Origin of the sequence: Anaerococcus provencensis (genome assembly GCF_000312365.2) — a bacterium.
Classification (GTDB): domain Bacteria; phylum Bacillota; class Clostridia; order Tissierellales; family Peptoniphilaceae; genus Anaerococcus; species Anaerococcus provencensis.
Window position 1 is genome coordinate 89,456 of the sequence record NZ_HG003687.1, and the last position, 12,860, is coordinate 102,315.

Consider the following 12,860-nt stretch of genomic DNA (forward strand, 5'->3'; position numbering starts at 1 on the left):
GGGATTTTTTCTAGTAATTATGCAATAAGGTTTTAAATGGAAGATGAGAAAAGATTATATTTTTGATGTTATGAACATCTTTTATTTATTTGTAGTTTAAGGTTGTACCGTTGCACTAAGGGGAAAACCCAGGGGAGTTCCGATTCTCCCCAACCGGTTTTCCCCCCTTAAACCCCCATTTCCGCTACCCCCTCGAAACGGCCACTGCGTGGTGCTGGAACTTGTAAGAATTTGCCGTGCAAATTCTTGCCATATGATATGGTGAAATCATATTATAGACTACAAAAATTGGTGTTTTCTAAATCTTGAATTTCTAAAATCGCAAACTCGCTACGCTCAAACAGTGCGATTTCTTAACGAAATTATACGATTTGAAAACAAAGCAATTTTCCCACCTCAAATCCTATGTATGTTGCACTTGTAGGCTTAGTGGTGCAGTGAATATTGTATTAACAGTCCAAACAAAAGAATTTGCGAAGCAAACTTCCACTAATCATGCCCCACGCAGTGTCGGAGGGGGTGAAAAGGGTTTTGGGGGACCGGGGGAAAGGGTATAGGGGTCTCCGTAACCCCTAATCCCTATCCCCCGGAGTCGAAGCTACAGCCTTAAATTAAAAAAATACAAGATATCAACCCTAAAGTATTATTCACAAAGATGCTTCATTCAGACGCGTTGTGTCTCATATATGGGATTATAAACATATTGGAATAATAAAATTAGTAAATATAATAAAATATATTAAAATGATTATTGAATCTAGCGGACTGATACATATGCTAATAGGTATCTTTATTAAATAGAAAGGGATGTTGATGAAAAACAATATAAAATTAATAGTCACTGACCTTGATGGGACCTTGGTGGATTCTTCTAGTAAGGTGATTTTGGAAAATAAAATTGTTCTTAAAGCTCTCCATGACAAGGGGATAAAGATTGGCATTGCTACTGGCAGGCCTTTTAATGCCTTTTGGTGGATAAGGCAGGAGCTTGGGCTTGAATCTTTTGATGATTATTCTATTTGCAATACTGGTGCCTTTGTCAGATGCAATGCTGATGGCAAGAAGATTGTCGACAATTCTTTAACTGTTGAGGATTTTTATAAGATATCGTCTTATCTAGATGATTATGACCTACAATTTGCTTTGTTTTCTAAGGATGTTCTCTATAACAATGCAGAAGTTTTAAATGATGGTTTTCTAAAAGATCAAAGCATTTTGCTCATGCCACGCCAAAAGTACAAGACTTTTGAAGAAATACCTTGTGATATAGGTAGGGCTGCTTTTTTAGGGGACAAAGATGTTTTAGATAGCTTCTACAAAGATAAAAAATCAGAAATCGAAAAAGATTATATGACTATGAGAAATGAGGACTATGCCTTGGAAGTTTTGAAGAAAACATCTGGCAAAGAAAAAGCTTTAAAGGCACTTTGTGATTATCTTGGTATTAGTACAGATGAAGTTATGTATTTTGGAGATGGAGCCAATGATAAGGCTGCTATAGACCTTGCTGGAATAGGTGTTGCCATGGGCAATGCATCTGACGAGACAAAAAGAGTAGCAGATTTTGTGGCGAAAACCAACGATGAGGCAGGTCTTTGTGAGTTTTTGAAAGAATATTTTGATTTAGAGGTATAGATGGACACATTTGCTATTTTATCTTCAGGATCATCGGGCAATTGTCTTTTTGTAGAGTACAAGGGGACTAACATCTTGATTGATGCTGGATTTTCGGCAAAAAGAATTGAATACTTATTAGGAGAAATTGGCAAATCTCCCAAAGAACTTGACGCAATCTTTGTAACCCATGAGCACGCAGATCACTCCAAAGGTCTAGGAACTATGAGTCGCAAGCACAATTTGCCAATATATGCCAATAATGGTACTTGGCAATCTCTAGTTAAAAATTGTGGTAAAATCAAAGAAGAAAATATAAAAGTTTTTGATACAGGCAAATTTTTAAGCTTTGGCTCTATGGATATACTTCCAATCAAAATCCACCACGATGCCAAAGAGCCTGTTGGCTATGTCATATATATTGGCAACAAAAAGATTACCATACTTACAGATACTGGCATAGTTGATGAAAAAATGGCTTATGAGATAAAGGGTTCTGATATATACTACATGGAAGCCAACCACGACCTTGAAGCCCTAAAGCGTGGACCATATCCATACCCGCTAAAGCTTAGGGTTATGAGCAATATGGGCCATTTGTCAAATGACCAGTCGGCAGAAGTCCTGGCAGATGCCTTAGAGGGAAAAAGAGAACATGTTTACCTAGGCCACCTATCAGAAACCAATAACACTCCAGAATTATCAAGGCTTACAGTGGACAATTACCTAACAAGCCTAGGCCTAGATACCAAAAAAGATATTGTTTTAGATGTTGCAGATAGACACAATCCATCTGGGATTGTCAAATTATAGAGGAAAATAATGGAATTAGTTGAAATTGAAAGATCAATTATAAAAAAATATAGAAAAGAAATTTGGTCACCCTTCATAAAAGCAATCAAGGAATTTGAGCTTATAAATGATGGGGATAAGGTTGCAGTAGCAATATCTGGGGGCAAGGACTCCCTATTGCTAGCCAAGGTCATAGAAGAACTTCACAAGCACTCCAAGGTGAAATTTGACGTAGCATACATTGCAATGGACCCAGGCTACAGTCCAGAAAATAGAGAGCGCCTAGAAGAAAACTTCAAATACCTAAATATCGATGGACAAATATTTGATACAGATGTATTTCAAATAGCAGAAAGCGTATCAAAGGGCCAATATCCATGCTATATGTGTGCCAGAATGCGCAGGGGAAGTTTATATTCCAAGGCTCAAGAGCTCGGTTGCAACAAGATTGCCCTAGGTCATCATATGAATGATGTCATAGAAACTATAATGTTAAATGTCCTATATGCGGGCAATTTCAAAACTATGAAGCCAAGACTCAAGGCCCAAAACTTTGAAAATATGGAGCTTATCCGTCCTTTTTATTATGTAAAAGAAGAAGACATCATAAAATGGCGTGACTATATAGAACTTTTTGCTCTAAACTGTGCATGCTCAGTAACAAAATCCCAGGAAGCTTACACCAGGAAAATGATCAAAAATATGATAGCTAGTATGAAAGAGTCAAATCCTGATGTTGAAATGTCAATACTTCGTTCGGCAGAAAATGTCAACTGTGACATGGTTATAGGCTATCAATTACATGGTGAAAAACATTCTTTTATGGAGGAATTTAATGATTGAATTTTTAAAAGTACTAATACTTTCTATAGTGGAAGGGGTCACAGAATTCTTGCCGGTATCTTCAACCGGACACCTTATTCTAGTAAACGAATTTGTAAAGCTAAATCCGCCAGAATTTTCCAATGCTTTTAACGTAATTATCCAGCTTGGAGCAATATTTTCTGTTGTCGTAATATACTTTCAAATGCTAAATCCTTGGGATTACAGCAAGACCCACAAATATTTTCCAAAAAATTATGAAAACTTGAATGGACAGTCGAGATTTTACTTTAGACTTACCCATCCGGATTCAAGGACCATGGAACTTTGGAAAAGGGTTATAGTAGGAATCTTGCCAGCAGGAGTCCTTGGATTTTTGTTTGACGACTTTATAGACGAACACTTATTTAACCCAATGGTTGTGGCAACCATGCTTCTACTTTGGGGTTTAATAATAATTTTTGTAGAAAAAAGAAATGACAACAAAACAGGTTTTGTTCATGACAATATAACAAATGTCCCATACAAAACAGTCCTAGCCATAGGATTTTTTCAAGCCTTGGCCATGATACCAGGAACATCTAGATCAGCTGCAACTATAATGGGAGCAATGATTCTAGGATTAAGCCGTGAAGCTGCAGCAGAATTTTCATTTTTCCTAGCAATTCCAACCATGCTTGGAGCAACCTTGCTAAAAGTAGTAAAAAACGTCCATGGCTTTGCGGGAAGTCAATGGCTACTAATAGTAATTGGCATGGTTTTAAGCTTTGTAGTTGCATATATTGTTATAAAGAAATTTATGGAATACATCAGCAAAAATGACTTCATACCTTTTGGTATATATAGGATAATTCTAGCTGCTGTAGTATTTATGTATTTTGGGATTGTAAAATAGATAGTTTGTTGAAAAAGGAATGGTTTGGATAAAGATTCTTCGCATTCGCCAGAATGACAGATGGAAGGATGTAAAACTCTTTAATCTATAGAAAAGCATTCGATTCTCACACTGTCATCCTCGAGGGAACGGATTTTAGGGATAACAAAAGGATTTTTATTAGAATAATTTCGTTCAGGATTTGTTTATATTTTTTAATGATATGAATGTCTTCTATTTAGGTATAGTTTAAGGTTTTTTCGTTGTACCTCGGGGATAGGAATTAGGGGTTACGGAGACCCCTTTTTCCTTTCCCCCGATCCCCCTAAACCTTCTACACCCCCTCCGCTCCTGCGGAGAGCAATGAGCAGTAGAAGTTCGCTCCGCGAATTCTTCTTTTTACTATTAGATTTTATTTTTAAGTAAATTTCTCACACGCAAGTTTTATACTATAGGAATGTCAATTTTTTAGTACCAATTTTATATTCTCCCAGGTCCTTTTTGAGACATTTCTCTTTACTATATTTGATATTTTTTCTTTTCCTGAACTAGGGTTGATGGGGTAGGTCATTAGTTTTGGGTCTAGTTTGTTTATTATATCTTTAAAAATAACCCTATGGTCGATTTTATTTTCGTACTTTGCCTTCATTAACAACAAAAACATTTCTCTATTATTAAAGGCAGAGAATTCGTCTACTGCTATATCTTGGTTAGCAACATATTTTACTCCGAAATTGGCCAATCTATGTTCCCAGTAAAACAAATCCATCATATTGATATTAGCCTTTTCTGCAAGGCCCTTATTTTTAGTAATCCATCTATCGAAACTATGGTCAAAAATTGTATATTTTTTGGGAATTCCTGTAAGTTTGGATATCTCCTTGCCACTTGATGCTTCTCTTTTGCCATAAAAATCTTTAAATACAGCGGAATTATTACCGGTAATGTAAAGAGTATTTTCTGGGAAGTCTGGGCTATATAGTAAGTGTTGGGCTGTGAGAGTCTTTGGTAAAATTTGTGTATCTTCTATATTCTCCTTGTAATAGTAGGCAAATTCATCTTTCAAAGGTGCAAGATTACCTAAGATTATTAGATCTTTGCCATAATCATTTAGAATTTCTTTTGCTATTACTAGGTCTGGATGGTCTGCCTTTAGGATATTCATAGTCGATAGGAAATACTTGGTATCTATGCCAGCGTAGGAAGCAGCTGCATATATGACTCTTGAGTCAAAGCCTGATGTAAGGCCTAGTATCTTGTAATAGTCTCTTTTATCTATGGCCTTAAAAGAATTTACCAAAAGCTCTGTTGACCTATATATGGCGTGCTGATAATCTATATATGGAATTTCTAGCCAATATCTTTGACTAGTTTTTTGATCCATGTCATAGTAGTGGTTTGGCAAAAGTTTATATATATTTTCAAATCCTGTAGCATCTGAATACTATTCTTCTTCGTTGATATTATAAAATTTGGAAGAAATATATTCTATGAATTCAGGATCCTTATTTTCTGCATGGTCTATATAATAATTTATAATATTTGAGTTTGATCCTAGAATCATCTCAGGTCCACTTGAGTAGTATATATGTCTTGAAGTTGCTGGATCGTTAAAGATTTTCTTTTCCTTATCTGATATGTAAATTAAGATCCATCTACCAGTTAAGGATATGGATTTTTGTTGTAAATCGGCAAAATTATCCGATTTTCCTAGCATATCCTTTAGGATGTCATAATCATCGTAGTCAATATGATTAGGGTCTACAAAAAATCCTAAAAGTATGGCTCTTTTATCAGCCATACTTATGTCTACAATATTTAAATCAGGGTGGGTGTAAAGTTTGTAATCATCAAACAATTTGGTCTCTTTCCAGGACTCTAATTTATTAGCCCTTTTTGTTATGACAAATTGTCTTCGAAATAACAACTTTTCCTTCAAAATCTGCTCCAATCTAATTTTTTTCTTATAAGATAACTATTTTACAAAATTAATAAAAAATGTGATTACTATTGGATTGCACAAGTTTACTGCTATGGCTAGGACTATAGGAAAGACAAACATTGCTACATCTGCTGGGCCTTCTTTCTCTATAATGGCTTCCATATTTGCTATGGCATTTGGCGTCTGACCTAATCCTACTCCGCAATGACCTGCTGCTATGACTGCTGCATCGTAGCTTGATCCAGCAAGTTTAAAGGTGACAAGGCTGGTGTAAAAGGCTATAAATATTGCTTGAGCCACCATAACAACAAGCATTGGTAGGGCAAGGGCTACTATTGCGCTGATATTTAATCCTATGAGGGCAAGAGATAGGAAGAGGCTTAGCGATATATTGCCTACTGTATCTATGCTTTTTGTGTTGATATCTTTTTTTAGGTAATCGTAAATATTTCTTACAATAAGGCCTCCAAATTGGCAGCCTACATAGTAGGGGAAGTTTAGGCCTGTTAGAAGTAAGACTTTATTGATGAAAGTTCCCAAAAAGCTTGCAAGACCAACAATTACTATAGCTTTCATCAAGGATTTTTGGTCTAAATTTTCTATCTTGCCATCAAGGACATTCTGTCTTTCAACTGTTTCACTTTTTAAGCTATGGTTTTTGATAAGTCTTTGGGCAACTGGACCACCAACTAGGGAACCTACCAAGAGTCCAAAGGTTGCTGATGCAACTCCTATTTCTGTGGCGTTATCTGCTCCATATCTTTCCATAATCTTGCCAAAACTTACAGCAGATCCTATGCCTCCTGTCATAGATGTAGATCCTATGGCAACTCCATAGAGTGGATTTATATCAAAAAGTTTGGTAAATCCAATAGCTAGGATATTTTGTAAGGGCAAAAGTATTATAATAGCAAGTGCTAGTTTTATACCAAGGCTGCCACTTTTTTTTAGAGCCTTAAAGGAACAAGCAAGGCCTATGGATGCAAAGAATATATTCATAAAGAAATCTTGTAGGACTTGGTCAAATTCTATGTCAAAGCTTCCAGTAGTTTTTATTAAAAATACTAGAAAGCTTATTATTAGCCCTCCTATAACTGGAGCTGGTATAAAAAACTTTTTTAGAAATTCTGATTTTTCTTTGATTTTGTTACCAAAAATAAATGCAAGAATTGCAATTCCAAGGGTTTGTATCATATCTAATGTTATGTGCATATCTTCCTCTTTTCATTTAGCTTGCTTATATTATATATCTATATTGTTAAAATTAAATATGGAGAGTAAAAGATCCTTAATTATTTATGTGAAATCGTTGACATAGGTATCAAACTATGTTAATTTGAATATATAATAAATTCGGAGGATTTTATGAAAAAAAATGATAATGGACATATAAGTTGGCTAAGCCTGACCTTTATGGCTTTTGCAACTTTGTGGGGTTTTGGTAATGTTGCCAATGGATTCATGTACTTTAACGGAATTCAAGTTATTTTCTCATGGATTTTGATGTTTGCCCTTTATTTTATACCTTATGCACTAATGGTAGGAGAATTGGGATCAACATTTAAAAATCTAGGAGGAGGAGTTTCTTCATGGATTGAACAAACTTCTACAACAAAGCTTGCTTACTATGCTGGATGGACCTATTGGTGTGTTCACATTCCTTATATAGCTTCCAAGGGCTCAGGAGCTTTGAAGGCTTTTTCTTGGCTTGTTTTTCACAATGCAGAAACATTTGATACATTTAAAACTTCTCATGTTCAAATAGTAACTTTGGCAATACTTTTGATTTTTGCCTTTATTGCAAGCCGTGGACTTAATCCACTAAAAAATTTAACACAAATAGCAGGAAGTTCTATGTTTGTTATGGGAATTTTATATATTATCCTAGGACTTTTTGCACCGGTTGTTGCTCCAAGTGGCGACTATCAAAATATTGACTTTTCACTAAAGGCAATAGTACCAACATTCAACGTTGGATATTTTACTTCACTATCAATTTTGGTATTTGCAGTTGGTGGTGTAGAAAAAATATCTCCATATATCAACAAGATGAAGGGTGATCCTTCAAAAGGATTCCCAAAAGCAATGCTTGCTGCAGCTATAATGGTTGTAATATCAGCTTTGTTTGGAACAGTTGCCATGGCTAGGATGTTTGATCCAGCTGTCATCAATGCGACTCAAGAAAGTTTTGACTCCTATGTAGCAAATGGAGCATATTGGGCCTTCCAAAAACTTGGACAATACTATGGACTAGGAAACTTCTTCTTAATCATATATGCCCTATCAAACCTAATTGGCCAATTGTCAATTTTGGTACTTTCTATAGATGCACCACTTAGAATACTTTTAGGAGATCCAAAGATTAGTATCCATGTTCCACAAAAACTTCTAAGAAAGAACAAATACGGAGCATATATAAACGGTATCAAAATGGTAGTAATCCTATCTGGAACAATAATCTTATCACAAATCTTGCTTCCAGGAGCTGCATCTGTTCTAAGAGCGCTTACAAAACTAAACTCTGTATGTATGCCACTAAGATATCTATGGGTATTCATAGCTTATTACTTGCTAAAGAAAAATGCCATGGACAATGGAGAATACAAGTTTACCAAATCTCAAGGAGCTGGTAAATTCTGGGGCCTATGGTGCTTTATAATTACATTATTATCATGCCTACTAGGTATGTATTCAGATGATAAAGTTACCATGATTTTAAATATCTTAACACCAGTATTCTTGGTTGCTCTAGGTTTGATATTCCCAACTATAAGAGCCAAAGAAGATGGTAGAGCAAATACTTTTGTAGAATAATCTCGTTCCATCATTTGCACACTCTTAGGATAATTTTGGCAAAGCTATCTCTTGCCCATATCCTAAGAGTGTAAATGATTTTGGGACGATTTTTTTTATTTTATAATTTCTTAATGTATATTATGTAATAATAATTGAAAATCAGATGCAATATATTATATAATTAACTATGAATTGAGGAAATTATGAAAATTGTATTTTATATAGTAGGATTTGCCATATTTTATGCAATGATTGGCTATCCTATCACATTAATGATCTTAGATAAGATTATGAAAAGAAAAAATGACAAGGATTTATCCTACAAGCCCTATGTTTCTATAATAATATCAGCCTACAACGAAGAAAAGGTAATAGAGAGAAAACTAAAAAATATAACAGAATCAACCTATCCTCACTATGAGGTTATAGTTGCCAATGATGCATCAAGCGATAGGACAGTTGAGATTTGCCAAAATTTCATCAACAATCACCCTTCCTATGACATTAAGGTCAACACAGTCAAAAACCACTTGGGGAAAACTAACGCCCAAGATGAGGCTGTAGATGTGGCCAAGGGAGAGATAATAGTATTTTCTGATGCAAACTCCATGTTTAAGGCTGATGCCATAGATGAGCTTGTAAGTTATTTTACAGATGATTATATTATCTATGTATGCGGATCGCTTATCTATGCCAAGGATGATGACATAGCTTCGGCTGTGGCGGAAAATTCCTATTGGGATATGGAACTTAAGATGAGAAAAATCGAATCAGAGATTGCAACTATTGCTGCTGGCAATGGTGCAATTTATGCTTGTAGGAAGAGTGATTACCGCCGTTATAACCTGGTAAGCTCTCACGACTATGAGATGCCTCTTTATGCTGGCATAAACCACAAGAGAGCTCTTTATAATCCAAAGGCCATAGCCTTGGAGAAGGCGGGCCAGACTAGCAAGGATGAATTCAAAAGAAAGGTTAGGATGCAAAGAAGGATTTTGACCAATATTTTTACCAATCTTAGACGTTTAAATATTTTCGAATATGGTTGGTTTTCTTTCTTCCACTTTAACCACAAGACTTTGAGGTTTTTGCAGGCCTTTAACCACATAGTTTTATTTATTGCAAACTTAGCCTTGTTAAACGAGGGAGACTTTTATAGGGTATTTTTCCTAATCCAAGTTGCATTCTTTACCCTTGCAGGAATTGGAAAATTAACTGAAAGTAAGAGCAAAGTTTTCTACTTCCCATATTATTACACTATGATGATGGCAGCTCAGCTTAAGGGTGGCTATAACGAGGCTACTGGAAAGAGCAAGGCAACATGGGAAAAAGCAGAGACAACGAGGTCATAGCATGAGCATAGAAGTATTAATTTCAACTATGAATGAAGAGTCCATAGCATGCTTTAAGAGATTCAATCTAGAGACAGACGCCCTAATCATAAACCAAGCTGATAAAAACGCTTATGAAGAGATAGATACAGGCAACTTTAAAGTTAGGATGATTTCAACTGATACTAGAGGACTTGGACTTAGCAGAAATCTTGCCATATTACATTCTAGGGCAGATATACTAGTTTTTGCAGATGATGACCAGGTTTTTGAAACAGGTTACAGCAATGCCATAAGAGAAGAGTTTGACAAGCACCCAGATGTAGATTTTTTCATATTTAAAACTATAATATATTTAAATGGCGAAGAGGTTGTAAAGGTTAAGGAAGAAAAAGACCTTAAGCTTTACAATTCTTTAAGATATGGATCTGTACATTTTGTTTTTAAGAAAGATTCTATAATTAAAAATAACTTATCAGTTTCAACTTACTTTGGAGCAGGAACTGACAATGGTTCTGGTGAAGACAGCTTGTTTTTAAGAGATGCCTTTAAGGCAGGCCTTAAGATTAGAACAAGTACAAAGCTCATAGCCAAGGTCTATAATGACGATTCTACTTGGTTTACAGGTTATGATGAAAAGTTTTTTATTGACAAAGGAAAGCTTGCCAAGGCCTTGTTTCCAAGAACTTATAGACTATATATAGAACAATTTTTGCGAAGACATAAGGAAATGACAGAAGTTATCGATATTAAAAAGGCTCGCAAGCTTATGCTTAGCGGAGCAAGAGAATTTGGAGGAGAAGATGGAGAATAAAAGATCACTTTTTTCAGCAATCCCACCTGCAATCATAGCAGTAATTATCATAGGAATGCTAACATATTTTGGCCTAAACTATATGGGTTACAAGGAATACACAGCCCAAGCTAAGATTGTTACATCAAATGTTGAGGATGTAGATGATGCTAAGAATACTGCGCAAACTTATGCAGCAACAATCAATAGCTCAAAAATCAAACAAAAAACCTTAGAAACCCTTGCAATTGACTGGAATGTAGGCAAGTTAGATAGCAAACTTGACATAAAACCAACTGCAAATTCATCTATCATAGATATCACGGTGTCTGATACAAACAAGCTTCGTGCAGAAGATTTGGCTGACCAATATGCTGACTATGCTGTAAGGGTAATAAACAATATTTATGATTCTGGTGCAGAGGTTATGGAATATTCATATGGCTTGGCTTCCGTGACAGACAATACTATAAAATATGCTGGCTTTGCAGCAGGATCTGGGGCTATACTTTGGGCCTTAATTACAATGATTTCAATCAACTCCCACAACAAGAAAATCGCTAAAGCATACTTAAAAAATTCTAATAATGACGAAATAAAGGAAGTAAGAGAAGTCAAAAAAGTTGAAGAACCAAAAGAAAAGACCACAGTAGTTTCAGATTTAGGAGAAGATCAAGAATCTGGTACAACTAGGGTTATAGATAGCAAAGAGATAAATAGCAAGGTAAGTAATACTAATAAATACGAAATCCTTGGCAAATTACCTAGCTATGAAAAAGGAGAATTAGATGTTTAAGAAGCAAACTGATGAAAATAGGGAGATTCTTCTTCAATCATTTTATAATCTAGAAGATAAAATAATCCAAAAGATGGGTCGTAAAAATGTTTCTATAGCTTTCACAGCTACAAGTATTGGCACAAAAAAGACTGAAAATATCTTAAATATAGCCAGACACCTTGCTGAAGATGGCATTAGTGTTTTAATGATTGATGCTGACCTTAGATATTCTAATTTGGATGACTTTGTAGAAGAAGATGCTGAACGTGGATTTATTGATGTAATCCTCGGTGGCTATGATGTAGACCAAGTTAAGATAAAAGATAGGGCCTACAAATCTTTATCTTATCTAAAAACAGGTGCAGTATCAGACTATGCTGATAAGTTTTTGGAACCAAAGGTTGTTAGAAACTTCTTTAGTGACATCAGCAATGAGTATGATTACGTCCTAGTTGACTTAACAGAAAATACAGATGTTGCTGAGGCAAATATGTTTGCTGCAAGTACTGATGCTTGCCTAGTATTTACTAAAGATGAGCTAAAATCTAGTGAGGAAACTCAAAATTCTTTAGACCAACTAGAAAAAGCAAATGCCAACATACTTGGCCTTGCAATAACAGACTATGATTATAGTGTAGATGAACTTGATGATTTGTTTGGAGGATATGATGAATAAAAGGTTAAAAAGTCTTGCTGTTTTTCTCTTGATACTAATGACAACAGCTTGCGCAGAGGACAAATATGTTTCTGTCCGCCACCCAGAAGACAGTAATGTAAGTGAAGTGTCTGATAGTGATCTTGAAGAAAATAATACTGACAGCGAAAGTGCAGACGAGAACACAGATGAAAATAATACAGAAGAGGCTAGCGAAAATACAGATGAAAACACTGACGAAAATTCTGAAGAAAGCTCTGATGGTGTGATCTATACTGTTGAAGATGTTGTAAATGTAAGACTTGCACCAAGTGAAAATTCAGCAATCATAACCCAAGCTGAACCAGGTCAAGATATTATAAAACTTGGAGATTCTGACAATTGGACAAGGGTAAGCATTTCCGGTCAAACAGGATATATCAGAAGCGATTTGATCAAAGAAAAATAGTCCACTTTAGAAAAA

At 35.4% G+C, this 12,860-nt stretch carries 13 protein-coding genes; 10 read left to right on the top strand and 3 right to left on the bottom strand.

What is annotated here, in order from left to right:
* Positions 1 to 813: 813 nt before the first annotated feature.
* Genes BN38_RS07910 through BN38_RS07925 form a run of 4 tightly spaced genes read left to right on the top strand, consistent with a single transcriptional unit; the run spans position 814 to position 4,123 of the window.
* The gene (locus BN38_RS07910) at positions 814 to 1,635 is read left to right on the top strand and encodes a Cof-type HAD-IIB family hydrolase (protein WP_044566657.1); all 822 of its coding nucleotides are present in this window, start codon (positions 814 to 816) and stop codon (positions 1,633 to 1,635) included.
* On the top strand, positions 1,636 to 2,427 hold the full coding sequence (locus BN38_RS07915; protein WP_044566659.1) for an MBL fold metallo-hydrolase: 792 nt from the start codon (positions 1,636 to 1,638) through the stop codon (positions 2,425 to 2,427). It abuts the gene before it with no gap.
* A gap of 9 nt (positions 2,428 to 2,436) precedes the next feature.
* Entirely contained in the window at positions 2,437 to 3,249 is an 813-nt protein-coding gene (locus tag BN38_RS07920; protein ID WP_044566661.1) for a tRNA 2-thiocytidine biosynthesis TtcA family protein, read from the top strand.
* Entirely contained in the window at positions 3,242 to 4,123 is an 882-nt protein-coding gene (locus BN38_RS07925) for an undecaprenyl-diphosphate phosphatase (RefSeq protein ID WP_195890894.1), read from the top strand. Before BN38_RS07920 ends, BN38_RS07925 begins: the two co-directional genes overlap by 8 nt.
* A 439-nt stretch (positions 4,124 to 4,562) precedes the next feature.
* Here the strand turns inward: BN38_RS07925 and BN38_RS07930 are convergent, their stop codons facing one another.
* The 3 genes from BN38_RS07930 to gltS form a co-directional block, all read right to left on the bottom strand.
* Entirely contained in the window at positions 4,563 to 5,507 is a 945-nt protein-coding gene (locus BN38_RS07930; RefSeq protein ID WP_044566665.1) for a hypothetical protein, read from the bottom strand.
* A 39-nt stretch (positions 5,508 to 5,546) separates the two neighbouring features.
* Positions 5,547 to 5,960, bottom strand: a complete 414-nt coding sequence (locus BN38_RS07935; RefSeq protein WP_154649923.1) for a hypothetical protein — start codon at positions 5,958 to 5,960, stop codon at positions 5,547 to 5,549.
* Between the two features lie 117 nt (positions 5,961 to 6,077).
* Entirely contained in the window at positions 6,078 to 7,256 is a 1,179-nt protein-coding gene (gene gltS / locus BN38_RS07940; RefSeq protein ID WP_044566667.1) for a sodium/glutamate symporter, read from the bottom strand.
* Between the two features lie 153 nt (positions 7,257 to 7,409).
* Between gltS and BN38_RS07945 the strand changes: the two genes are divergently transcribed.
* The 6 genes from BN38_RS07945 (at position 7,410) to BN38_RS07970 (ending at position 12,845) form a co-directional block, all read left to right on the top strand.
* The gene (locus BN38_RS07945; RefSeq protein WP_044566668.1) at positions 7,410 to 8,858 is read left to right on the top strand and encodes an amino acid permease; all 1,449 of its coding nucleotides are present in this window, start codon (positions 7,410 to 7,412) and stop codon (positions 8,856 to 8,858) included.
* A gap of 185 nt (positions 8,859 to 9,043) precedes the next feature.
* The gene (locus tag BN38_RS07950) at positions 9,044 to 10,192 is read left to right on the top strand and encodes a glycosyltransferase (RefSeq protein WP_044566669.1); all 1,149 of its coding nucleotides are present in this window, start codon (positions 9,044 to 9,046) and stop codon (positions 10,190 to 10,192) included.
* A 1-nt stretch (position 10,193) separates the two neighbouring features.
* A complete protein-coding gene (locus BN38_RS07955) occupies positions 10,194 to 10,985 on the top strand; it encodes a glycosyltransferase family A protein (protein ID WP_044566670.1) in 792 nt (263 codons plus the stop codon).
* Entirely contained in the window at positions 10,975 to 11,760 is a 786-nt protein-coding gene (locus tag BN38_RS07960) for a YveK family protein (protein ID WP_044566671.1), read from the top strand. The genes BN38_RS07955 and BN38_RS07960 overlap by 11 nt, the downstream gene beginning before the upstream one ends.
* On the top strand, positions 11,753 to 12,418 hold the full coding sequence (locus BN38_RS07965) for a CpsD/CapB family tyrosine-protein kinase (protein WP_044566672.1): 666 nt from the start codon (positions 11,753 to 11,755) through the stop codon (positions 12,416 to 12,418). The genes BN38_RS07960 and BN38_RS07965 overlap by 8 nt, the downstream gene beginning before the upstream one ends.
* Positions 12,411 to 12,845, top strand: coding sequence for an SH3 domain-containing protein (locus tag BN38_RS07970; protein WP_044566673.1), 435 nt, complete (start codon positions 12,411 to 12,413; stop codon positions 12,843 to 12,845). Before BN38_RS07965 ends, BN38_RS07970 begins: the two co-directional genes overlap by 8 nt.
* Positions 12,846 to 12,860: the final 15 nt, after the last annotated feature.